Consider the following 20,739-nt stretch of genomic DNA (forward strand, 5'->3'; position numbering starts at 1 on the left):
CGACCAGCGTACGACGCGATTTACGGCTCGGGACGGGCCGCTTCGGCCGTCCGGGCGGCGCCCGCGGACGCCGCCTTCGCCGTGCAGTCGGCGCAGCGGCCGAAGATCGCGAAGTGCTTCATGTCCGTCTCGAAACCGAAGTCGGCCTGGAGCTTCGCGGTGAACTCGGCGACGACCTCGACATCGGCCTCGATGACGTTCGTGCAGTCGCGGCAGACCAGATGGATGTGGTGGTGGCGGTCGGCCAGGTGGTACGTCGGCGCCCCGTGCCCCAGATGGGCGTGGCTGACCAGCTCCAGCTCCTCCAGGAGTTCGAGCGTCCGGTAGACGGTGGAGATGTTCACGCCGGATGCGGTCCTGCGCACCTCGGCGAGGATGTCGTCCGGCGTCGCGTGTTCCAGCGTGTCGACGGCTTCCAGGACAAGCTGCCGCTGCGGCGTCAGCCGGTAGCCGCGCTGTCGGAGGTCGGTCTTCCAGTCGGTGCTCACCACACGCTCAGTGTAGGTCGGGGTGAGCACCTGCCCGCAGCTGTGTGCGAAAGGAATCCATGCACCGCGCGCCGCGATCCCCGCGAACGCGGGCGGCGGAACGAACGGCAGGAACGCGGCGGCCGGGGCGGGCCGCCGGGGCGAGGACTACTTGAAGAAGGCGATGCCGTCGTCCGGAAGGTCGCCGAGGCTCTTCGCCATCGCCTCGACCTCTTCCGGAGTGACGACCTTCTTCAGGTGCGCCGACATGTACGGGCGCAGCTCCACCTCGGGGGTGGCCTTCTCGCCGACCCACATCAGGTCGCTCTTCACATAGCCGTAGAGACGCTTGCCACCGCTGTACGGGCCGGAGGCCGCGGTCCGGGCCACCGCGTCGGTGACCAGGTCGATCTGCGGCTTCTGGTCGGCCAGCTCGCCGTACCAGATCTCGATGACGCCCTGGTCGCGGACCATGACGACCTCGACCTTGCGGTCCTTGTCGATACGCCAGTAGCCGGACTCGGACTCCAGCGGCTTGACCTTCTTGCCCTCGGAGTCGAGCACCCAGGTGTGCGAGACGTACTCCAGGAAGTCCCGGCCGTCGTGGCTGAAGGAGACTTCCTGGCCGAAGTTGCACTGCTCGGCGCCGGGGAAGTCGGAGACACCCGCGCCCGCCCAGTTGCCGAGGAGGAAGGCCAGCGGGACGAGGTCCGGGTGGAGGTCGGACGGGATCTCGATCATGAACGGCTCAGACGATCTGTGAGGTGGGGGCGACTTCGAACGTGACACATCGGAGTGCCGGTGTCACGTCGTCCTGACGGGGGTACCCGTGCGGACAGAGGCGAGGGCGGGGAGGTTCAGCGCTGACCCTGGTACAGCTTCTTCACGGTCACGCCCGCGAAGGCGAGAACGCCGACGCAGACCAGTACCAGCAGGGCAGAGAAGAATGCCTCAAGCACGGGAACTCCTTGGAACGAGCGGTATGGCAGCGGTATGGGGCCGGGCCCCAGCCTAATGGGTTGGGGCCCGGCCCGCCGGTTCGGGGTTTACGGCCCGCTGCACGATATGGAGTGGATCAGGCCGATACCGTGGGGCAGGTCAGCCCAGCAGCTGGTTCTGCAGGATCAGCGTCTGGTGGAACGGAACGCGATCCGTGCCCTCCTTGCCCTCCCGGGACTGGACAACGAGGGCGAACGTGTCGCCGGCGACCAGGTATCCCAGGCGCACCTGCGCCGCGCCGTACGGCTTCGCCTCCTCGTACGCGTACGACGCGGTGCGCTCCACCTTGCCTGCGCCGCTCCAGCCCTCGTCGAGGACCATCCCGGACGTCTCGGACGTCCCGACGAGAGGTACCCCGGAGGGGGCGTCCCCAACGACCGCGTCCCTGAAGTACTGCGCGAAGGCCGTCGAATTGAACTGCACGAGATAAATCCGGGACGACGTGCCGTCGGGCATCGCCCAGCCGCGGGCGGCGACGTGCCGCGGAGCAGAGTCCTTCAGTATGTGTGTGATGTCGGAGCGCTTGCCCTTCACGTACTCGGAGAGGTACCGCTCCGTGCTCACCCAGCCGCCATCGAGCTTCTTGTCCACGGTCGCTCCGGCCGGAGCGGGCAGCAGCAGACGTCGAAGGTCGGCGTGGTGAATCTCGGCGGCATTGCCGTCGCTGAACGGGCGGGGCGAACCGGCCGGCAGCGCCGGCAGGCTCAGCTCGGGATAGTCCCAGCGGCCGTCACTCCCGGTGGACAGACCCGGTGCGGGCGTACTCGTCCACGCCCAGCCAGCCGTCGCGGAGGCCCGGCACCGCCTTGTCCTCGCTCCAGCCCGCGGGCCTGTCGGCGAGCAACTTGCGCAGGTCGCCGTCCGTCCTGACCTGACGGTCCTGGGACGCGGGCAGCGGGTCGGGGGCCTTGTCCGCGGGCAGCGCCTTCGCCGGGTACGCCAGATCGGGCTGCGCCAGGGCGGGCAGCGGGGTCGGGGCACGACCCGCCTGCACGTCGTAGCCCACGGCGGTGCCGCCGGCGATACCGAGCACCGCGGCAGCGGCGATCAGCAGGGCCGTGCGCCCACGCGGGCCCTTCGCGACGGGCGCTGCGGCCGGTGCGGCCTCGGGATCAGCCACGGGCGCCGACCCGGGCACGGCCCGGGGCTGGACCCGGGGCCCGGGCCCGGGCTCAGGCATCGGCACCGGTTCCGGCCCAAGCACCGGCTCCGGGGTCTCTCTCGCCGGCGATGGCTCCACGGCACCGGCCGGTATCTCTTTCGCGGCGAGCGGCTCGGCCTGCCCGTCAGGAATGGTGTCCTTCGATTCCAAAAGGGGTCCCCCCACGAGACCTGAGGCGCGGATTCCGTTATTCGCGCACCCACCTGACTGCCACCGAGGGGATGAGGTTGCCCGCCCGACGATTACAGTTCGGCATATGCCGAAGAAGCTCGTGATCAAGGTGACTGCCGGTGCCGACGCAGCCGAGCGCTGCTCCCAGGCGTTCACGGTGGCCGCGGTCGCCGTCGCCAGTGGTGTGGAGGTCTCCCTCTGGCTGACCGGGGAGTCCTCGTGGTTCGCGCTGCCGGGGCGGGCCGCCGAGTTCGAACTGCCGCACGCCGCCCCACTGCCGGATCTGATCGAGTCGATCCAGGCGGGCGGCCGGATCACCCTGTGCACGCAGTGCGCCGCGCGTCGCGACATCACCGAACAGGACGTCCTGGAGGGCGTACGCATCGCGGGCGCCCAGGTCTTCGTCAGCGAGATCATGGCCGACGGCGTCCAGGCCCTCGTCTACTGACGGCGCCCACGGCCTTCGGCGCCGTCCCGGCCGTTCAGTGCCGTTTCTTGCCGTCGAGCTCGTCCCACCACTCGTCCGACTGCGGATCGCCGGACGGATCGTCCCACCAGCGGTCCTCCGGGCCCCGACGGTTGGCGACCATGGCCGCGACGGGCGGGATGACCATGGCGACCACACACATCGCTATCGCGGCGGGCATCGACCACAGCCGGACAAAGGACCAGGCCGATACGAAGAGGACGATGCAACCGCCCATCATCAGGAAATAGCCGCGACGGCGTCGGGCGTACATACCTCAAGCGTAGGCCCGTTCCCCGCCCGCGCGAACGGCGCGAAGGGCCGTACCCCGCTTCGGAAGGCGTCCAACCCCCGGGGCACGGCCCTTCGGCCGGCAAGGCGTCGCGGGAGCACCGGCCCGGCCGGTGCTCCCGCGTTCGGTGACTAGACGGCGATCGCGACCTCGGAGAGGCCACCGGTCTGCGCCACGACCGTGCGGTCGGCGCTGCCGCCCGGGACGAGGGCGCGCAGCGTCCACGTGCCCTCGGCCGCGTAGAAGCGGAACTGTCCGGTCGCCGAGGTCGGGACCTCCGCGGTGAACTCGCCGGTCGAGTCCAGCAGGCGCACGTAGCCGGTGACGGGCTCGCCGTCGCGGGTCACGCTGCCCTGGATGGTGGTCTCACCGGGCTTGATGCCCGAAGCGTCGGGGCCGCCGGCCTTTGCTCCACACATGGTGTTCTGTCCTTCTGGGTCGGGGGTCGTGCTGGTCCGGGTCGTGCGGAGTTACTTGTTGGCGCCGAGCTCGATCGGCACACCCACGAGGGAGCCGTACTCGGTCCACGAACCGTCGTAGTTCTTGACGTTCTCCTGGCCGAGCAGCTCGTGCAGCACGAACCAGGTGAGCGCGGAGCGCTCGCCGATGCGGCAGTACGCGATGGTGTCCTTCGACAGGTCGACCTGCTCGGCCTCGTAGAGCGCCTTGAGCTCGTCGTCCGACTTGAAGGTGCCGTCGTCGTTGGCGTTCTTCGACCACGGGATGTTGCGGGCGCTCGGCACGTGGCCGGGGCGCTGGGACTGCTCCTGCGGGAGGTGCGCCGGGGCGAGCAGCTTGCCGCTGAACTCGTCGGGCGAACGCACGTCGACCAGGTTCAGGCTGCCGATGGCCTTCACGACGTCGTCGCGGTAGGCGCGGATCGACCTGTCCTGCGGCTGGGCCCTGTACGCGGTGGCCGGGCGGGACGGGATCTGGTCGCCGTCGACCAGGTCGCGGGAGTCGAGCTCCCACTTCTTGCGGCCGCCGTCGAGCAGACGGACGTCCTGGTGACCGTAGAGCTTGAAGTACCAGAACGCGTAGGACGCGAACCAGTTGTTGTTGCCGCCGTACAGGACGACCGTGGTGTCGTTGCCGATGCCCTTCTCGGACAGCAGCTTCTCGAAGCCGGCCTGGTCGATGAAGTCACGGCGGACCGGGTCCTGGAGGTCCTTGGTCCAGTCGATCCGGATCGCGTTCCTGATGTGGTTCTTCTCGTACGCCGAGGTGTCCTCGTCGACCTCGACGAGAGCGACCTTCGGGTCGTCGATGTGGGCCTCGACCCAGTCGGCGTCTACCAGGACGTCACTGCGGCTCATTCTGTTCTCCTCCGGGGCGGTCTGCGGCGAGATGGTGCGAGACGGTGCGTGATACGGATGTGCGGCGGCGCAGGGTGCGGCGCACGTGCACAGGCGATGAGGATGGGGATGGGGCCCCGACATCGGTCGAAGGGCCGGGGAACGCGGGGCGCCGAAGGCTCCCGCTCAGACAGTGCGACAGAGCATGGCGGCGACGCGACACAGGTCCACTGCCCGCCGCTTCGTGAGATCCGCCCGGCCCCGCTGTGGGAGACCGCCGATTGAGCACTGCATGGCACCGATCGTAGGGAGGTACGGGCGGGCATGTCACCGCCGTACCGTATCGCGAGACGCGATCGTCCGTAATGCGAGACACGAACATGAGCGCGGCGTCCGCGGCACCGTGCCCGCCTCCTCGGCACGCGTCGATCATCTGCGGATCGGACGCGACCGTCTCACTATGTGGTGCACCGGGGCGTCGAAGCCCCGCCCCGCCCCGCCCGTCCCTGCTCGGTGGGGCTCATCGGCGGGGACCGCGGGCCGGAATCATCCGGCGATCCTCACGTCCGTGCCCGTCACCGAGATCTCCAGACCGTCGGCGGTCGGTTGGATCCTCTGCAGCTTCAGGCCGCTGGGCAGGCCGCCGACCTCCCGCTCGAAGTCGGTCTTCCGGCGCACCAGACCTTCCAGTCCGGGAATGCCCTCTCCCGGCACCTTGTCCGCATGCACCTTGATGGTGTGACCGTCGATCAGGGTGACGGTGGAGAGCACACTGCGCGACAGCGGGCGGCCGAGGATGTCGACCGTGCCGGTCACCTTCACCTTGCCGTTGCCGCCGTACTCGACGACTACGCCGTCGCTGGCAGCCTTGGTCAGGTCCTCGTACGAGATGACGGCGGTGCCGGTGGCACGGGCGGCGGTGGCGCTGGAGTAGCCGTCGGCGAGCTTCACCTCGTACAGCGCGGCGTTCATCCTGCTGATCCGGATCCTGCGGCCGTTGGCGTCGGTCTCGATGCCGGAGATCTCGACGTCGACCTCGTCGAGCTGCGATCCGGCGACCTGCGTCAGAAACGGAAATCCCTTGATGGAGACGTCCGTCGAGCCGATCGTGGCGCCGGTGACCGCGACCCGTCCCTCGGCCTCCGACTCGGCGAAGTACACCGCCGCCCGGTCGACCGCGACGAAGATCCCGCCCAGGACCACCACCATGACCAGCAGTATCCGCAGTGCACGCACGCCCGCTCCTCCCGCCCACCCTGCATCCGGCCGGACCCCCGGCGCCCGTGCGTCCGCCACGGATGCACAGCACGCCCGGGGTGATCGACGAGCAGGCACCCCCCTTCGGTTCCCGAGGGGGGTGGTACCGGTCGGCGCCAGGACAGCACTAGGAGATCGCGCGGCCGATCAGATAGACGGCGGGGGCCGCGGCGGTGAGCGGCAGCGCCACACCGGCCGTCATGTGGACGAACCGGGACGGGTAGTCGTAGCTCGCCACCCGCAGCCCGATCAGTGCGCAACCCCCCGCCGCGAGGCCGAGCAGCGCGCCCTTCGCGCCGAGATCGGTGAACGTCCCCGCCACGGCACCGGCGCCCGCGGCGGCGAGCAGCGCCACCACGACCGAGGCCGGTCCGGGCAGCGGCAGGGCGCGGACGAGCACGGCGACCGCGACGGCCACCGCGCCCACCGTCACCGCGTCCGGGACCGCCGCGAGATGTCCGGCGGCCAGGACCGAGAGGGCGGCCGACGCGACAGTGGCCATCAGCCCCTGCATCCGTTCGTCGGCGCTCGCGTGGCTGCGCAGCTGGAGGACGACGGTGAGCAGCACCCAGACGCCGAGGGTGCCGAGGATGGCGGCCGGTCCGTTCTCCCGGCCCGCGGCGAGCAGCGCGATGTCGGCGACGAGACCACCGGCGAACGCGAGCGCGATGCCCTGCCGGGCCGGCCACATGCCGTTGAGCCGGAACCAGCCGGCCGCGGTCACGGCCTGGAGCAGCACCAGCGGCACGACCAGGGCGTACGACCCGATCGCGGCACCGACGGCGAGCAGCAGCCCGAGTCCCGCGGTGATCGCGGCGGGCTGCATGCCCGGCGCGATGATCGGTGAGCGGCCCTCGGCACGGGCGCGCTGGGCATCGGTGATGCGGCTGTTGCCCAGAGTGGTGGGCGTGCTGTAACCGGCGGCGTCGAGCGCGGAGGCGGCGGCCGGGCGTGCTTCCGCGGGAACAGCCGCCCGGACCGGCTCGGCGGCGCCGCTCGCGAGCGGGACCTCCGGAGGCAGCGGGTAGGAGCCGGAGGCGCCGTGCGGCTGCGCGTGCTGCGGACGCGGCGCACCGTCGGCCCCGGCACCGGGCGGCACGGGCTGAGCGGGCTGGATGGTCGGCTGGTACTGGGTGTCCCAGGTCTGCCCCTCCCAGGTCTGCGTGACCCCGGGGTCGTGCGTGCCGTGGGCCGTGGGCGCGACGGGTTCCCCCGACTGCCCCTCGGGCCACACGGGCCCGGGGTTCGTCCCGAGGGCTCCGGGCGTCCGGTGCGGGTCGTGAGCACCGTGCTCCTGCTGCGGGGCTCCGTACGGGGCCTGCTGCCCGTACGGCTGCGCGCCGTACGTCTCGCCCCCGTACGACTGTCGTCCGTGGGCCGGGCCACCACAGGAAGACTGGTCGCCGTAGGACTGGTCGCCGTACGAGGGCGAGACGTGAGTCGCGTCGCCGTGCGACTGCTGCCCGTACGACTGCTGTCCGTAGGTCTGCTGCCCGTACGCCTGCTGTCCGTACGTCTGCGCGGGCTGCGGATCCTGGCCGTACCCGGGTCCGTACCCCTGGCCCGGATCCTGCCCGTACGGATGCTGATGATCGTTTCCGTACGGATACTGATGATCGTTGCTGCTCATGTTCTGCGGTTCACCCTCCTGCGAACGGCGGGAGCACCTCGACCGTGCCGCCCTCGGCAAGGCGTACGGTCTCATGACCTCGGGTCCCGACGGGGGCACCGTCGATGAGGAACGAGCACCTCTGCAGCACTCGGGTGAGCTCACCGGGGTGCCGCTCGCGCACCGCGTCGAGCGCCTCGGCGAGGGTCACGGCTGTGTACGGCTCCTCCGCTGTCCCGGCGGCGGCCTTGGCGGCGGCCCAGTAGCGGATCGTTCCCGCGGGCATGGCGGCACTCCTCTCGTCTCGCATCAGCTGTCCATCATGAATCACGGTGCCGCCACCCAGTCGCCGATGCGGGTGAGCAGGCTCTCGTCCGCCGCGTTCTCGGCATGGCCCATACCGCGTTCCAGCCACAGCTCGGCGCCGTCGCCCGCCGCCTCGGCCAGCATCCGCGGGTGGTCCAGCGGGAAGTACGGGTCCTGGTCGCCGTGCACGATCAGCAGCGGGGCCGGGGCGATCAGCCCTGCCGCCTCCACGGGCGGGAGCGGCACCGGATCCCAGTCGTCGCGGTCGATCCGGGTGCGGAACCCGTAGCGGCCGACCAGCCGGCCGACGGGCCGGGTGACCATCCAGTGCAGCCGGCGCATCGGGGCCGTGCCCCGGTAGTACCAGCGGGCAGGGGCGCTCACGGCCACCACCGCGTCCGCGTGCGCCTCCGCGCGTGCTCCGACGCGCCCCTCGCGCCCCACGACGCCACGGGCCTCCGCGCCCTCCGTCACCCGTCCGGCGTAAAGCGCCCCGTGCCGCAGCACCACGGAGCCGCCCATCGAGAACCCGACGGTCACGACCCGCCGGTGTCCGAGCGCCCGCGCCCACTCCACCGCCGCCGCCAGATCCAGCACCTCGCGGTCGCCCACCGTCGACCGGCCGCCGGAGCCGCCGTGGCCGCGGAAGGAGAACGTGACCACGGCCGCACGCCGGGCGAACACCCCGGCGGCCCGTCGGACGGCGGGCCGGTCCACCGAACCGGTGAACCCGTGCGCGACCACGACCGCAGTACCGTCGAAGGATGTTCCCGCAGCGGCCCCGGCACCCGCCGTACACGGCTCGTACACCGCCTCGATACGAATCCCGTCATCGGTCCGCAATGCAGTGCGCAGAGGACCGGGCGTGATCAAGGGAACAGAGGAACTCCGAAATCGCCCCTCGGACACAGAACTCATGTGGGCTATTCTGCTGGGAAGAGGATCCGGGCAAAGCAGCCCCCGGGTCCTTTTGTGCTTTCCAGACGTTGTTACGGAGAAGTTTCCACAAGCTCAGCGGTCCCGGGGCGCGGGGCCGCAGCCGTAAGAACCGTATGACAACCGTCGTACGGCAACCCGTGCGAAAGCCCGCACGAAACGTACGAAGAAGTGCCGCATACTCCCCCGGGCCCGAGCCCGGGAGTGCCCCTCTCGCAGGGAACGAGGAGGACCGACGTAATGGGCGAGCGAACCGTGCACGATCACCGACCGACGACCCAGGCAGGTGGGCGGCGATGAGTTCACTGCTGCTCCTGACAAATGCCCTTCAACCGTCGACGGAGGTGCTTCCCGCCCTCGGTCTCCTGCTGCACAGCGTGCGGGTGGCACCGGCCGAGGGCCCCGCCCTCGTCGACACCCCCGGTGCCGACGTCATCCTGATCGACGGCCGCCGCGATCTGCCGCAGGTGCGGTCGCTGTGCCAGCTGCTGCGGTCCACCGGACCGGGCTGCCCGCTGATCCTCGTCGTGACGGAGGGCGGTCTCGCGGCCGTCACCGCCGACTGGGGCATCGACGACGTACTGCTGGACACGGCGGGACCGGCCGAGGTCGAGGCCCGGCTGCGGCTGGCCACCGGCCGGCAGCAGATCGGCTCCGACGACTCGCCGATGGAGATCCGCAACGGCGATCTGTCGGTCGACGAGGCGACGTACAGCGCGAAGCTGAAGGGCCGGGTCCTCGACCTGACCTTCAAGGAATTCGAACTGCTCAAATATCTGGCGCAGCACCCGGGCCGGGTCTTCACCCGCGCCCAGTTGCTCCAGGAGGTCTGGGGCTACGACTACTTCGGCGGTACGCGGACGGTCGACGTCCATGTGCGGCGGCTGCGCGCCAAGCTCGGCCCCGAGCACGAGTCGCTGATCGGCACGGTCCGCAACGTCGGCTACCGCTTCGTCGCACCGGAGAAGGTGGAGCGCGCCGCCGAGGAGGCCAAAGCCCAGGCCGCGGCGGAGGCGGCCGCCGGACCCGTGACCCGCCCGGAGCGGCCGGGGACGGCCGGGGCCGCGGAAGAGGTCCCGGTCCGGCCCGCGCGCAGGTAGCGGGTGACAGGTGGACCGGGCCGGGTCACGGAGCGGGCTCCGGTGCGTGCGGCCGCACGGCAAAACCGCGGCGTGCCGGTGATGACGACACCGCCGCGGACACGCGTGACGGCCTGGTGCACGACAAGGAGCCCACTCGCTCTCGTGCACCAGGCCGTAACAGGCCCCGCGAACCCGGCCCGGTCCACCTGTCACCCGCTTGGTCCATCCGCGTAGACTGCCGCGCGTGGCCAAGGTGACGCGGGACGATGTGGCGAGACTGGCGGGTACGTCGACCGCGGTCGTCAGCTACGTCATCAACAACGGACCCAGGCCGGTCGCCCCGGCCACGCGCGAGCGGGTACTCGCCGCGATCAAGGAGCTGGGCTACCGGCCGGACCGGGTTGCCCAGGCGATGGCCTCGCGGCGGACCGATCTCATAGGGATGATCGTGCCGGACGCCCGGCAGCCGTTCTTCGCGGAGATGGCGCACGCGGTCGAGCAGGCCGCCGCCGAGCGCGGAAAGATGGTGCTCGTCGGCAACTCCGACTACCGCGACGAGCGCGAGGTCCACTATCTGCGGGCCTTCCTCGGCATGCGGGTCTCCGGGCTGATCCTGGTCAGCCAGGGCCCCAGCGAGCGGGCGGCGGCCGAGATCGAGGCATGGGACGCGCGGGTCGTGCTGCTGCACGAGCGGCCCGAGGCGATCGACGACGTCGCGGTCGTCACGGACGACATCGGCGGTGCCCAGCTCGCCACCCGTCATCTGCTGGAGCACGGCAACGCCTACGTGGCGTGCCTCGGCGGCGTGGAGTCGACCCCGGCGGTCGGCGACCCGGTCGCCGACCACGTCGAGGGCTGGCGCCGCGCGATGCACGAGTCGGGGCGCTCGACGGAGGGCCGGCTCTTCCAGGCCCCGTACAACCGTTACGACGCCTATCAGGTGGCGCTGAAGCTGCTCGCCGGGCCGGACAGGCCGCCGGCGATCTTCTGCTCGACGGACGACCAGGCCATCGGGGTGCTGCGGGCGGCGCGCGAACTGCGGATCGATGTGCCCGGGGATCTCGCGGTGGCGGGCTTCGACGACGTGAAGGAAGCCGGGCTGACCGATCCGCCGCTGACGACGGTCTTCTCGGACCGCCCCGCGATGGCACGGGCGGCCGTGGACCTCGTGCTCGACGACTCGTTGCGGGTGCAGGGGTCGCGCCGGGAGCGGCTGAAGCAGTTCCCGTCCGCGCTGGTGGTGCGGCGGTCGTGCGGCTGCGGGGAGCCGGCGACCGGTCGGTGACGATGCCGGTGGTGCGGGGGCCCGGACGGGTCCGTGCCCGCCCGACGACATCGCTGTCATGGCCGTCGCCTTCCTGTACAGCGTGGTCACCGACGCACAAGGCCCGTGCGGAGCCGGCCACGCTCCCCTGACAGGATCACCGCAATCCTTCGGCGCCGCGACTGCAGCCTGCCGTGCGGAGACAGCGGGCGCCACCGCACTGCTCGGCACCCGCCCCTCGGGCCGGAACCCCGGGGAGTCCGGACCACTCGCTCCGGCCCACCGCACCCTCAGGAGACCGGCCGGCATGAGACCGGTCGGCACGGGCAGCGGCCGTAACTTATATCGGGCATACGAGGTTCTGCCGGGCTTCTCAGGGCGGGCTCAGGCTTCTCTCATCTTCGCCGGACACGCTTTTGGTCATGACAGAGAGCCAGCGCCCGAGCGGCGAGTACCCGATGTACCCCTCGTACGGCAACGGTGACGCGTCCTACCCGCCGCCGCCGTCCCACCAGCCCGCGCAGCCGATCGCGACGGGCCCCGGCACCACGGTGTGGCCCGGCGGGGGCGGCGCCGACGGGCACGGCGGCGGGGACGGCGGATACGGGTCCGCCCTCCCGCAGCCCGCGCCCGAGCCGGCCGGGCCCCGGCGGCGGGCCAAGCGGCCGGTCGCGCTCCTGGCGGCCGTGGCGATCGCGGCGGCGGTCGTCGGCGGCGGCACCGCCACCGTCATCAGTCAGCTCACCGGCAACGACGCGAACAGCACGGTCAGCGGTGTCGTCCCCGGCACCACCGTCTCGCAGAGCAGCAAGGGCACCGTCGCCGGTGTCGCCAGAGCCGTCTCGCCGATGATCGTCGAGATCAAAGCGACCTCGACCGCGGGCGAGTCCACCGGCTCCGGCGTCGTCATCACGTCCGACGGCGAGGTCGTCACCAACAACCACGTCATCTCCGGCGCGTCGTCGATCAAGGTGACGCTCAGCACCGGCAAGACGTACAGCGCGAAGGTCGTCGGGACCGATTCCGCCAAGGACCTCGCGCTCATCAAGCTCCGGGGCGCGAGCGGGCTGAAGACGGCGACGCTGGGCGACTCCTCGGCCGTCGCGGTCGGCGACCAGGTCGTGGCGATCGGCTCGCCGGAGGGCCTCACCGGCACTGTGACCAGCGGCATCGTCTCCGCCCTGAACCGCGATGTCACGGTCGCCAAGGAGGACGGCAGCGGCCAGGACCAGAGCCAGGGCCAGGGCGGGCCGGGCGGTGGCGGACAATGGCCGTTCGAGTTCGGCGGTCAGCAGTTCAACGGCGACACCGGCAACTCCACCACCACCTACAAGGCCATCCAGACCGACGCCTCGCTCAACCCCGGTAACTCCGGTGGCGCGCTCATCAATATGAACGGCGAGATCATCGGCATCAACTCCGCGATGTATTCGGCGAGTTCGTCCAACGGATCCAGCAGCGCCGGCGCGGGCAGCGTGGGTCTCGGGTTCGCCATCCCGGTGAACACGCTCAAGGCCGACCTCGGCACCCTGCGGGCCGGCAACAGCTCCTGAGGAGACAGTCATGCACCACCCCACGCACACCCCCGGCGGCCCGGCCGACCTGGCCCTGCCCCTCGCTCTCGTCACGGAACTGGCCGTCCGCCGGGCCGCCGAGCCGCCCCGGGTCCCGGAGATCCGCACGACCGCGGGCCGCAAGCGCCGGGCCGCGCGACGACGTGCCGCGGCCGTGCGAGGCTGAGAGCAGCCCGACAGGCACGGAACGAGAAGAGGACAACGAGCGATGAGCCCCGCCGAAGACGATCCGCAACGCATCCTGATCGTCGACGACGAGCCCGCCGTACGTGAGGCGCTGCAGCGCAGTCTCGCGTTCGAGGGGTACGGCACCGAGGTCGCCGTCGACGGTCTCGACGCCCTCGCCAGGGCCGAGTCGTACGCCCCCGACCTCATCGTCCTCGATGTCCAGATGCCGCGGATGGACGGCCTGACGGCGGCCCGACGGCTCCGCTCCACCGGCACCACCACACCCATCCTGATGCTCACCGCCCGCGACACCGTCGGCGACCGGGTCACCGGTCTCGACGCGGGCGCCGACGACTACCTGGTCAAGCCCTTCGAGCTGGACGAGCTCTTCGCCCGCATACGGGCCCTGCTGCGCCGCAGCTCGTACGCGGCCGCGGCGGGCGGCGACGTCCCCGACGACAATGTGCTGGCCTTCGCCGATCTGCGGATGAACCTCGCCACCCGCGAGGTCACCCGGGGCACCCGCCGGGTCGAGCTGACCCGTACCGAGTTCACCCTGCTGGAGATGTTCCTGGCGCACCCGCGACAGGTACTGACCCGCGAACAGATCCTCAAGGCGGTGTGGGGCTTCGACTTCGAACCGAGCTCCAACTCCCTGGACGTGTACGTGATGTACCTGCGCCGCAAGACGGAGGCGGGCGGCGAACCGCGGCTCGTGCACACGGTGCGGGGGGTCGGTTACGCGCTCCGCTCCGGCGGCGGTGACGGATGACCGGGGCCCTGCACCGGCTGCGCGCCCTGCCCCTGCGGACCCGGCTCGCGCTGCTGGTGGCGACGGCGGTGGCGGTCGCGGTGGCGGCGGTCGCGGCGGCCTGCTGGTTCGTGACGCGGGCGCAGCTGGAGAACCAGCTGGACTCCTCGCTGCGCAATGTCTCGGTCAGCGACACCTATGTGCAGCTGCTGCTCACCTCCTGCACGCGCCCCGGACAGGCGTCGGCACCGCAGCTCGAAGGCGCGTACACCGTTCAACTCGTCACCGTGTCCGGGAGCACCTGCACCGCGGCCGGGGCGTCGCCGATCGGAGTGAGCGCCGCAGACATCGCCGTGGCCGCCGGGCTGCGCGACAACGCCCTGCACACGGCCAGGGACAAGAGCGGCGCGAAGATGCGCGTGTACACCTACGCGTACGAGCCCCGCAATCCGATCCCGGGGGTGCTGCCGGGAAGCTTCGCGGTCTCCGTCGCCCGTCCGATGAGCGAGGTCGACGACCCGCTGTCGACCCTCGCCTGGGTTCTCCTGATCGTCTCCGGCGTCGGTGTCGTCGGCGCCGGTGCGGCCGGTCTCTGGGTCGCCCGCACCGGCCTGCGTCCCGTCGACGAACTCACCGAGGCGGTCGAGCACGTCGCGCGGACCGAGGACCTCACCGTCCGCATCCCGGTCGAGGGCGAGGACGAGATCGCCCGGCTGTCCAGCTCCTTCAACTCGATGACCGCTTCCCTCGCCAGTTCCCGCGACCGCCAGGCCCAGCTGATCGCGGACGCCGGCCACGAGCTGCGGACGCCGCTCACGTCCCTCCGTACCAACATCGAGCTCCTCGCCCGCAGCGACGACACCGGCCGGGCCATCCCGGCGGACGACCGCAGGGCCCTGATGACATCGGTGAAGGCCCAGATGACCGAGCTGGCCTCGCTCATCGGCGACCTTCAGGAGCTGGCCCGCCCCGACGCGGCGCACCCCGGCCCGCTCCAGGTCGTCGCGCTGCACGACATCGCGGACACCGCCCTGGAACGCGCCCGTCTGCGCGGTCCCGAACTCACGATCCGGGCGGACCTGACGCCCTGGTACGTACGGGCCGAACCGGCCGCGCTGGAGCGGGCGGTGGTCAACGTCCTGGACAACGCGGTCAAGTTCAGCCCGGCCCACGGCACGATCGAAGTCGCGCTGCTCAACGGCGAACTGACGGTCCGGGACCACGGCCCCGGCATTCCCGCCGACGAACTCGCGCACGTCTTCGAACGCTTCTGGCGCTCCCCGTCCGCCCGCCAGCTCCCCGGTTCGGGCCTCGGCCTGTCGATCGTCGCCCGCACGGTCCAGCAGGCGGGCGGCACGGTCGCGCTGCGCCCGGCATCCGACGAGGACGGCGAAGGCGGCACGGTGGCGTCGATCCGGCTGCCGGGGGCCCCGCAGCCGCCGCCGGAGCTGTGAGCGGGCAGGCGCACATCGTCATCGTAAGGGCGCGTCGCAGGGTGGAGAGGCGCCCGCGCACCGACTGGCCGTATGCGGGCGTTCCGACAGCACGCCCGTCGAAGCGGACGGGGGCGGAACATCACTCCTCCAGCATCCGCCGCACCCGCGCGAGGCGTTCCTCGTCCCATTCCACCGCGGGGTCGGGTTCGAGGAAGGACAGGGCGGTCGCGGTGATGCCCAGGGCGGGCCGGGACCACTCGGCCTCGCCCGCCGAGCCGAAGGCGCCCGGTCTGAGCTGCCGTTCGATGAGGTCCGGGCAGGCGGGCGCGGTGAGGACGAAGCCGCGCATGGTGGCGCTCAGCTGGGTGGCCAGCTCATCGAAGGTGAGGTGGAGATCGGAGCGCAGGCGCAGGCCGAGCAGGGCGGCCAGGCGCTGGTAGGAACGGGCGATCCGGTCGTTCAGGTCGCGTTCGGCGGCGGCGAGCGCGCCCTGGACCTCGTGCCGGAGGTCGCCGTCGGCCAGGCTGAGGAAGGTCGCGTGCAGGGCGATATAGGTGCGCCACCGCGTCGAGGCGTGCATGGCCTCGAAGTCGCGCAGGGCGCCCTGGCGCAGCAGTTCGACGCACAGGTCGCTGCGGCCCCGGGCGGTGGCGAGCTGGTCGATCCGTTCGCGGACCAGCCGCCGGACGGCCTCTTCGCCGACCTGACCGTCGGCACCGGCCGCGGCGGGCGCGCTTCGGGCAAGCTCCTTGAGCAGGTCGCTGAAGAACAGGTCCTTGTAGGGCCAGCGGCGGTAGACGGCGGCGCGCGCCACACCGGCCTCGCGGATGACGTCCTCGAAGCCGAGATGGTCCAGGCTCACGGTCAGACCGGTGCGCTCGACCATCGCCATGGCCGCGTCGAGCATGCGCTGCGCGGTCTCGGCGTCGGTGAGACGGCGACGGCGCCGGGTCGGCCCGGTCGGGGGTTGCTCGTTCGTCATCTGGCCCTCTATCCTTCGAGCATTGCTTGATACATGATATCTCAAGTTTCATCATTGTTCTCCAGTCCGGGAGGATTCATGTCATCGCAGCATCTCCCCGCATCCGTCCGCAGGGCCGCGCACATCCTGTACGCGGCCACCGCCCTGGCCGCGGCCGGTGCGGGCGCGATCGTGGTCGACCAGGCCGCGGGCGACGGCCTGGCTCAGCAGCTCCGGCAGGCCTACCCGCAGCGCAGCGCCGATCAGATCGGGATGGCCGAGTCCAGCATCCTCACGTACCTGTTCGCGCTCGCCGCGCTGGGCGCCGCCCTGTTCGCGGCGATGGCGTGGGCGAGCCGTCGCGGCCGCCGTTGGGTGCGCGGGGTGGGGGTGACGGCCGTCGTGCCGGGCACCGTCCTGGCCGTGTACAACTTCGGCCAGCCGCACCCGTTGGTGATGACGGTGGCGGGCGTCCTGCCGTGCGCGGCCGGGCTGGCAGCCGTCGCCCGACTGTGGACGCGGGAGTCCTCGTCCTACTTCGCGTCGGCCCACACGGCGTCCGCCTGAACCTCACCCGCTCCCGACGCGCGGTGGGGCGCCGCGGCGGTCGGCCGACGGCCGACCGGTAGTCCCCCGCGGCGCTCGACGGCAGCCGCGGCGCCCCGCCGTGCTGTCGGGACGGTCCGCATGCGTCCCCACCGCCGCAGCAGCACCCGGGTTCAGCGGCGCCCGGATCACCGATCCAGCGGGTTGTGCCTGATCAGTGATTCGACCAGCCCCGACCGGGTGGCGGGGAAGTCCAGCGGGACGATGCCGAGGCCGGTCCAGCCGGATGCCTCGGAGCCGTCGAGGAAGGACTGCACCTGCGGGTTGAGCCGGTCCGCGTTCCAGCGCGGCGGCATCAGGGCGGCGGTGCTGACGTAGTTCATGTACAGCTTCCCCGGCTGCTGCGCGGCCCTGCGGAACTGGGCCTCGATCTTGGGGTACTTGGCGAACGGCTCCGCCATGTAGTCGTCCTGGATGTCGAAGAGCGCGGAGTCGCCGTAACGGACGCCGGGCAGACCGCCGTTGTCCGCGAGCAGCACGACCTTGCCGCGTGCATCCCCGAGCAGGGGGAGCGCCGGGTCGATGCGGAACAGGGGACGCCATCCCCGTACGTCGAGGTAGTCGTCGAAGATGCGCCGGAAGGTGTCGTCGCTGTCCTCGGAGTACTCCTGCTTGACCCGCATCAGCACGGTCTCGGTGGGCCGCTCGGCCAGGAAGTCCCAGCAGGCGCCGAGCACATCGCCGAACATCAGGTTCTGGTACGAGGCGCCGTGATGGATCGCGAAGGAGTCACCCGTGACCCGGCACCGTACGTCGAGGAAGCGCAGCCCGCTGCGCAACTGCTCGGCGATCGTGGTGTTCTGGCACTCCGTCCAGGGGCCGCCGTAACGGGCGCCGGAGTCGTGCGACCCGGGGATCGTGAGGCGTTGCAGCGCGGTGGCGTCGGGGATGCCGCTCATCCAGTCCTGGGTGGTGAGGGCCCGACGGGGCCCGGCGACGGCGGGTCCCGCGCCGACGAGGACCGTGGTGGTGGCGGCGAGGGCGCCGGCCAGGAAGTTCCTGCGCGTACCGGTGTACGGGCTCATGCGGGGGTGCCTCCGTCTGCCGTGGGGGGTCAGCCGTCAGATTATGACCGGCACACGTCATCTCTGGAACAGCGCCGCGTCACGGCGCCACGGCGGAGCCGGCGAGCAGATCCAGCCCCAACGGGGTGCAGGAGTGCCAGACCGCCTTGCCCTCGCGCTGGGTGACGATCAGACGCGCGTCCCGGAGAGCCTTCGCGTGTTCGGAGGCCGACGATTTGCTGATGTCCAGCTCCCGGGCGATGTCCGTGGTGGTGAGCTGCTGGGTGAGCAGCCCGAGAGCCGCCGCCCGGGTGCGCCCCAGCAGGGCAGTCAGCGGATCGCCACCGTCGCGCGTGTCCAGCAGGGGGAGCGGGGTCAGCGCCGGGTAGATGAGGATGCTCGAGGCGTCGTCGTGCACGGCCATCACGGGCGGGCCGTCCCACACGACGGACGGCAACAGCACGATGCCGTGTCCGGTCAGAACGACCTCGCCGTGCTTGTGACAGTCGAAAGCCAGGGTCGTCCCCTGCCAGCGTCCACCGGGGACGAGACCGGCCAGCGTGGCCCGGATTCCGTACTCCGCGAGATATCGGGTGCGCCAGGCGCGTTCGGCGTCGAATCCTGACCGGACACGGCTCCAGGACGGGGCCACCAGTCCGGCGTGGGCCGATCGCAAGGACCGCTCCAGCTCCTGCCAGGTTTCCCGGTCCCGGTCGGCCAGCCCGCGCACCCAGGCGGTGACCGGACGGCTCGTCCGGCACACCCGGCGCAGTTCCGAACGGACCGTGTCGGCAGGGGCCGACAGAACCGTGTCGAGGCCGTCCTCAAGGCCTCGGCTCAGCGGGTCGAGGAACATCGGACCCGTCGCCTCCGGCGGCACCAGCTCCAACAGGCGGCGCGCCTCCCGCGGCAAGCCCGCACGTATCGAGTGCTGCCATCGTCCGAAGACCGGCGAGACCTCCCGTTGGACCATCGCGACCACCAGCACCAGCTCCATCAGCGGCGCCGGTTCGGTGGCGAACGTCACCCCCAGCAGGTCCTCGGGCGTGAAACGCACACTCAGCATCCGTCCCCCTCGTTCCGGTCCCCGGACTCGGTCTCGTCCTCGGATGTCCGCGCGCCATGGTTCGGCCAGAACCGAAACCATCGCGGCCCCGGGGCCCGGTCCTGACCATGGGACGCGCAACGCCTTCGAGGGTGGCTCCGGCCACCCCCGGAGGGAAGTCCCGATTCGGCCCTGTGCGAACCGACCGACACCGGGCCGTACTCGGACACGGGGGACGGGGGAGGGTCCCGCTGCCGCTTCGCGGCAGCGGGATCCGAATCCTCCGGCAGCCAATTCGAACTCGGAGGAGTCACAGAATGAACGTGTTACGAGCCGTCGCCCTGAAGCGGGCGTCCCTGGTGGCCGCCACCGTGGCCGCCGTCAGCGCCGCGGCCCTCGGGCTCGCGCCCACGGCCGGTGCGACATCGACGAACATCGACACCTGGTCATCGTTCTGGCAGCCCTGCGGCACCTACATGTGCCTCTACTACAGTCCCAACCTCACCAACGCGAGCTGGACTCCGTCCGGAACGTCGGACGCGGACCTTTCGGGCAACAAGTTCGGCAACCACGGCACGGGCTCGGCGGGCGCCGGGCAGGTGGTGCGCAACAACGCCGCCTCCATGGGCAACAACACCACCAACTGCCACGTCACCGTCTTCTACTCCCCCAGCTTCAAGGGTGACTCGAACTGGCTCCACGCCGGGCACGCGGGCAATCTCAACACCCGCCTGCGCAACAACGACGCCTCGATCCGCGTGGACAGCTGCACCTGAGCCGGCCCCGGGCCGCCGTCCCGGCCGCGCCGCACGGAGCGGCCGGGACGGCGGCCCGGCCGGGAGATCGGAGTACCGCTCATGGCAGAACCATCGGGGAGCCGCTCATGGCAGCACCACTCGTGAAGACGGATCGGACCACGATCCGGCGCCGTACGGCGAGCCGAACCGCCCTGTCCACCGGACTGCTGGCCGTCTCCCTGTTCGTCTCCGCGTGCGCCGGACCTCCACGGGAGGCCACCGCTCCCGCGCCCGTCGCGACACCGAGCCCGTCGACCATGGGGGAACTCCGGTTGCCGCTCAACGAGTACCTTCCCAGCCTGGAAGAACAGGCGACCGGCGACTACCTCGTCTATCGCGTGCAACAGCACTGCATGCGCGGTTACGGATTCCGGTATCTGCCGGATCTGTCCGCGCACTACATCGGAGCCGTCGTCGCGACCGGGCGCGAGTACGACTCGCGCCGCTACGGGATCAGCGACCGGGCCATCGCCGCCGAGCGCGGATACCACCTGAGCCAGGAGCCACCCGGAACCAGAAGCCCGCAGCCCGCCACCGCCCTTTCCCTCCCGGAGCGCGAGGTGCTGTCGGGACGGGCCCCGGACGGCCGGAAACTGACCACGCCCGTCCGCGACAAGGCCGTTCCCGACGGCGGATGCGCCGGAGAGGCCGAGCGCACGGTGCACCTCGGCGCAGCGGACGAGGTGCAGCGGGGCTACGACCTCGTCGCCCGGCTGCGCCATGGGATGTTCGTGCGTTCGCGCTCGGACGCCCGTATCGCGGCGGTGAACAGGAAGTGGTCCTCCTGCATGCGGGACCACGGGTTCAGCTACCGCGACCCCGACGCCGCGATCGACGACCCCCGCTGGGACCTGCAGAACAGCGCCGGGCCCAGCCGTAGGGAGATCTCCGTCGCCACGGCCGACATCTCCTGCAAGCTGCGCACCAACCTGCTGGGAGTGAACTCCGCCGTCGAGGCGGCGTACGAGAACACCGCCATCAGGTACCACGCACGCGAGTTGGAGGCGGTGCGCGCCCACCGGGACTCCGAGGTCGAACGGCTTCCCGGCCTGACGCGCAGATACGGCCGGGCCCCGTAGGCCGGTCCCCCT

At 71.2% G+C, this 20,739-nt stretch carries 25 protein-coding genes; 10 read left to right on the plus strand and 15 right to left on the minus strand.

Annotated elements, in window-relative coordinates:
* Nucleotides 1-20 precede the first annotated feature (20 nt).
* From ACIOHC_RS09295 to ACIOHC_RS09310, 4 genes are all read right to left on the minus strand, one after another.
* Entirely contained in the window at nt 21-491 is a 471-nt protein-coding gene (locus ACIOHC_RS09295; RefSeq protein ID WP_351075358.1) for a Fur family transcriptional regulator, read from the minus strand.
* Nucleotides 492-635: 144 nt separating this feature from the next.
* Nucleotides 636-1,208 carry an FABP family protein gene (locus ACIOHC_RS09300; RefSeq protein WP_351075359.1) on the minus strand — a complete coding sequence of 191 codons (573 nt, stop codon included), beginning with the start codon at nt 1,206-1,208 and terminating at the stop codon, nt 636-638.
* 357 nt (nt 1,209-1,565) lie between these two features.
* Nucleotides 1,566-2,057, minus strand: coding sequence for a hypothetical protein (locus ACIOHC_RS09305; RefSeq protein WP_365689655.1), 492 nt, complete (start codon nt 2,055-2,057; stop codon nt 1,566-1,568).
* A gap of 139 nt (nt 2,058-2,196) precedes the next feature.
* The gene (locus ACIOHC_RS09310; protein ID WP_389636546.1) at nt 2,197-2,586 is read right to left on the minus strand and encodes a hypothetical protein; all 390 of its coding nucleotides are present in this window, start codon (nt 2,584-2,586) and stop codon (nt 2,197-2,199) included.
* Nucleotides 2,587-2,884: 298 nt separating this feature from the next.
* Here ACIOHC_RS09310 and ACIOHC_RS09315 point away from each other — a divergent pair, with 298 nt between their 5' ends.
* The gene (locus ACIOHC_RS09315) at nt 2,885-3,247 is read left to right on the plus strand and encodes a DsrE family protein (protein ID WP_365689654.1); all 363 of its coding nucleotides are present in this window, start codon (nt 2,885-2,887) and stop codon (nt 3,245-3,247) included.
* Between the two features lie 34 nt (nt 3,248-3,281).
* Here the strand turns inward: ACIOHC_RS09315 and ACIOHC_RS09320 are convergent, their stop codons facing one another.
* The 8 genes from ACIOHC_RS09320 to ACIOHC_RS09355 form a co-directional block, all read right to left on the minus strand.
* Nucleotides 3,282-3,539 carry a DUF3099 domain-containing protein gene (locus ACIOHC_RS09320; RefSeq protein ID WP_351075363.1) on the minus strand — a complete coding sequence of 86 codons (258 nt, stop codon included), beginning with the start codon at nt 3,537-3,539 and terminating at the stop codon, nt 3,282-3,284.
* Nucleotides 3,540-3,688: 149 nt separating this feature from the next.
* Nucleotides 3,689-3,976, minus strand: a complete 288-nt coding sequence (locus ACIOHC_RS09325; RefSeq protein WP_351075365.1) for a DUF1416 domain-containing protein — start codon at nt 3,974-3,976, stop codon at nt 3,689-3,691.
* Nucleotides 3,977-4,027: 51 nt separating this feature from the next.
* A complete protein-coding gene (locus ACIOHC_RS09330) occupies nt 4,028-4,873 on the minus strand; it encodes a sulfurtransferase (protein WP_351075366.1) in 846 nt (281 codons plus the stop codon).
* A 165-nt stretch (nt 4,874-5,038) separates the two neighbouring features.
* Nucleotides 5,039-5,146 (minus strand): putative leader peptide, encoded by a 108-nt coding sequence (locus ACIOHC_RS09335; RefSeq protein ID WP_350983699.1) that lies wholly within the window; start codon nt 5,144-5,146, stop codon nt 5,039-5,041.
* 252 nt (nt 5,147-5,398) lie between these two features.
* Nucleotides 5,399-6,088 carry a DUF2993 domain-containing protein gene (locus tag ACIOHC_RS09340; RefSeq protein ID WP_365689653.1) on the minus strand — a complete coding sequence of 230 codons (690 nt, stop codon included), beginning with the start codon at nt 6,086-6,088 and terminating at the stop codon, nt 5,399-5,401.
* Nucleotides 6,089-6,236: 148 nt separating this feature from the next.
* Nucleotides 6,237-7,739 carry a hypothetical protein gene (locus ACIOHC_RS09345; protein WP_401842139.1) on the minus strand — a complete coding sequence of 501 codons (1,503 nt, stop codon included), beginning with the start codon at nt 7,737-7,739 and terminating at the stop codon, nt 6,237-6,239.
* A 10-nt stretch (nt 7,740-7,749) separates the two neighbouring features.
* Nucleotides 7,750-8,004 (minus strand): MoaD/ThiS family protein, encoded by a 255-nt coding sequence (locus ACIOHC_RS09350; RefSeq protein ID WP_351075372.1) that lies wholly within the window; start codon nt 8,002-8,004, stop codon nt 7,750-7,752.
* A 41-nt stretch (nt 8,005-8,045) separates the two neighbouring features.
* Complete coding sequence (locus ACIOHC_RS09355; RefSeq protein ID WP_365689650.1) at nt 8,046-8,942, minus strand: alpha/beta hydrolase; 897 nt, start codon at nt 8,940-8,942, stop codon at nt 8,046-8,048.
* A 314-nt stretch (nt 8,943-9,256) separates the two neighbouring features.
* Here ACIOHC_RS09355 and ACIOHC_RS09360 point away from each other — a divergent pair, with 314 nt between their 5' ends.
* The 6 genes from ACIOHC_RS09360 to ACIOHC_RS09385 all read left to right on the plus strand — a co-directional run bounded on the left by ACIOHC_RS09360 (nt 9,257) and on the right by ACIOHC_RS09385 (nt 15,253).
* Entirely contained in the window at nt 9,257-10,060 is an 804-nt protein-coding gene (locus ACIOHC_RS09360; protein ID WP_401842142.1) for a response regulator transcription factor, read from the plus strand.
* A gap of 226 nt (nt 10,061-10,286) precedes the next feature.
* Nucleotides 10,287-11,327 (plus strand): LacI family DNA-binding transcriptional regulator, encoded by a 1,041-nt coding sequence (locus tag ACIOHC_RS09365; RefSeq protein WP_351075377.1) that lies wholly within the window; start codon nt 10,287-10,289, stop codon nt 11,325-11,327.
* A 401-nt stretch (nt 11,328-11,728) separates the two neighbouring features.
* Entirely contained in the window at nt 11,729-12,859 is a 1,131-nt protein-coding gene (locus ACIOHC_RS09370) for a trypsin-like peptidase domain-containing protein (RefSeq protein ID WP_365689646.1), read from the plus strand.
* A 10-nt stretch (nt 12,860-12,869) separates the two neighbouring features.
* The gene (locus ACIOHC_RS09375; RefSeq protein ID WP_365689644.1) at nt 12,870-13,046 is read left to right on the plus strand and encodes a hypothetical protein; all 177 of its coding nucleotides are present in this window, start codon (nt 12,870-12,872) and stop codon (nt 13,044-13,046) included.
* 42 nt (nt 13,047-13,088) lie between these two features.
* Nucleotides 13,089-13,820 (plus strand): response regulator transcription factor, encoded by a 732-nt coding sequence (locus ACIOHC_RS09380; RefSeq protein ID WP_351075382.1) that lies wholly within the window; start codon nt 13,089-13,091, stop codon nt 13,818-13,820.
* Nucleotides 13,817-15,253, plus strand: coding sequence for a HAMP domain-containing sensor histidine kinase (locus ACIOHC_RS09385; protein WP_351075384.1), 1,437 nt, complete (start codon nt 13,817-13,819; stop codon nt 15,251-15,253). Before ACIOHC_RS09380 ends, ACIOHC_RS09385 begins: the two co-directional genes overlap by 4 nt.
* Nucleotides 15,254-15,374: 121 nt before the next feature.
* Here the strand turns inward: ACIOHC_RS09385 and ACIOHC_RS09390 are convergent, their stop codons facing one another.
* Nucleotides 15,375-16,217: a hypothetical protein gene (locus tag ACIOHC_RS09390; protein WP_365689642.1), complete on the minus strand. Its 843-nt coding sequence runs from the start codon at nt 16,215-16,217 to the stop codon at nt 15,375-15,377.
* A gap of 78 nt (nt 16,218-16,295) precedes the next feature.
* On the opposite strand from ACIOHC_RS09390, the gene ACIOHC_RS09395 reads away from it, so the two are divergent.
* The gene (locus ACIOHC_RS09395) at nt 16,296-16,763 is read left to right on the plus strand and encodes a hypothetical protein (protein WP_365689640.1); all 468 of its coding nucleotides are present in this window, start codon (nt 16,296-16,298) and stop codon (nt 16,761-16,763) included.
* Nucleotides 16,764-16,930: 167 nt separating this feature from the next.
* Here ACIOHC_RS09395 and ACIOHC_RS09400 read toward each other — a convergent pair whose 3' ends face one another.
* Nucleotides 16,931-17,827, minus strand: coding sequence for a phosphatidylinositol-specific phospholipase C (locus tag ACIOHC_RS09400; RefSeq protein WP_365689638.1), 897 nt, complete (start codon nt 17,825-17,827; stop codon nt 16,931-16,933).
* 79 nt (nt 17,828-17,906) lie between these two features.
* Nucleotides 17,907-18,872 carry a winged helix-turn-helix domain-containing protein gene (locus ACIOHC_RS09405; RefSeq protein WP_365689636.1) on the minus strand — a complete coding sequence of 322 codons (966 nt, stop codon included), beginning with the start codon at nt 18,870-18,872 and terminating at the stop codon, nt 17,907-17,909.
* A 296-nt stretch (nt 18,873-19,168) separates the two neighbouring features.
* Here ACIOHC_RS09405 and ACIOHC_RS09410 point away from each other — a divergent pair, with 296 nt between their 5' ends.
* A complete protein-coding gene (locus ACIOHC_RS09410; RefSeq protein ID WP_351081919.1) occupies nt 19,169-19,627 on the plus strand; it encodes a peptidase inhibitor family I36 protein in 459 nt (152 codons plus the stop codon).
* A gap of 107 nt (nt 19,628-19,734) precedes the next feature.
* Nucleotides 19,735-20,727 (plus strand): hypothetical protein, encoded by a 993-nt coding sequence (locus tag ACIOHC_RS09415; RefSeq protein ID WP_351081921.1) that lies wholly within the window; start codon nt 19,735-19,737, stop codon nt 20,725-20,727.
* Nucleotides 20,728-20,739: the final 12 nt, after the last annotated feature.

This window comes from Streptomyces sp. NPDC088252 (assembly GCF_044740965.1).
Classification (GTDB): Bacteria; Actinomycetota; Actinomycetes; order Streptomycetales; family Streptomycetaceae; genus Streptomyces.

Coding starts and splice junctions, on each gene's coding strand:
- ACIOHC_RS09370 (WP_365689646.1), top strand. CDS start 11,729: ATGACAGAGAGCCAGCGCCCGAGCGGCGAGTACCCGATGTACCCCTCG.
- ACIOHC_RS09345 (WP_401842139.1), bottom strand. CDS start 7,739: ATGAGCAGCAACGATCATCAGTATCCGTACGGAAACGATCATCAGCAT.
- ACIOHC_RS09355 (WP_365689650.1), bottom strand. CDS start 8,942: ATGAGTTCTGTGTCCGAGGGGCGATTTCGGAGTTCCTCTGTTCCCTTG.
- ACIOHC_RS09390 (WP_365689642.1), bottom strand. CDS start 16,217: ATGACGAACGAGCAACCCCCGACCGGGCCGACCCGGCGCCGTCGCCGT.
- ACIOHC_RS09405 (WP_365689636.1), bottom strand. CDS start 18,872: ATGCTGAGTGTGCGTTTCACGCCCGAGGACCTGCTGGGGGTGACGTTC.
- ACIOHC_RS09330 (WP_351075366.1), bottom strand. CDS start 4,873: ATGAGCCGCAGTGACGTCCTGGTAGACGCCGACTGGGTCGAGGCCCAC.
- ACIOHC_RS09350 (WP_351075372.1), bottom strand. CDS start 8,004: ATGCCCGCGGGAACGATCCGCTACTGGGCCGCCGCCAAGGCCGCCGCC.
- ACIOHC_RS09380 (WP_351075382.1), top strand. CDS start 13,089: ATGAGCCCCGCCGAAGACGATCCGCAACGCATCCTGATCGTCGACGAC.
- ACIOHC_RS09415 (WP_351081921.1), top strand. CDS start 19,735: ATGGCAGCACCACTCGTGAAGACGGATCGGACCACGATCCGGCGCCGT.
- ACIOHC_RS09335 (WP_350983699.1), bottom strand. CDS start 5,146: ATGCAGTGCTCAATCGGCGGTCTCCCACAGCGGGGCCGGGCGGATCTC.
- ACIOHC_RS09385 (WP_351075384.1), top strand. CDS start 13,817: ATGACCGGGGCCCTGCACCGGCTGCGCGCCCTGCCCCTGCGGACCCGG.
- ACIOHC_RS09325 (WP_351075365.1), bottom strand. CDS start 3,976: ATGTGTGGAGCAAAGGCCGGCGGCCCCGACGCTTCGGGCATCAAGCCC.
- ACIOHC_RS09410 (WP_351081919.1), top strand. CDS start 19,169: ATGAACGTGTTACGAGCCGTCGCCCTGAAGCGGGCGTCCCTGGTGGCC.
- ACIOHC_RS09300 (WP_351075359.1), bottom strand. CDS start 1,208: ATGATCGAGATCCCGTCCGACCTCCACCCGGACCTCGTCCCGCTGGCC.
- ACIOHC_RS09315 (WP_365689654.1), top strand. CDS start 2,885: ATGCCGAAGAAGCTCGTGATCAAGGTGACTGCCGGTGCCGACGCAGCC.
- ACIOHC_RS09395 (WP_365689640.1), top strand. CDS start 16,296: ATGTCATCGCAGCATCTCCCCGCATCCGTCCGCAGGGCCGCGCACATC.
- ACIOHC_RS09360 (WP_401842142.1), top strand. CDS start 9,257: ATGAGTTCACTGCTGCTCCTGACAAATGCCCTTCAACCGTCGACGGAG.
- ACIOHC_RS09320 (WP_351075363.1), bottom strand. CDS start 3,539: ATGTACGCCCGACGCCGTCGCGGCTATTTCCTGATGATGGGCGGTTGC.
- ACIOHC_RS09375 (WP_365689644.1), top strand. CDS start 12,870: ATGCACCACCCCACGCACACCCCCGGCGGCCCGGCCGACCTGGCCCTG.
- ACIOHC_RS09400 (WP_365689638.1), bottom strand. CDS start 17,827: ATGAGCCCGTACACCGGTACGCGCAGGAACTTCCTGGCCGGCGCCCTC.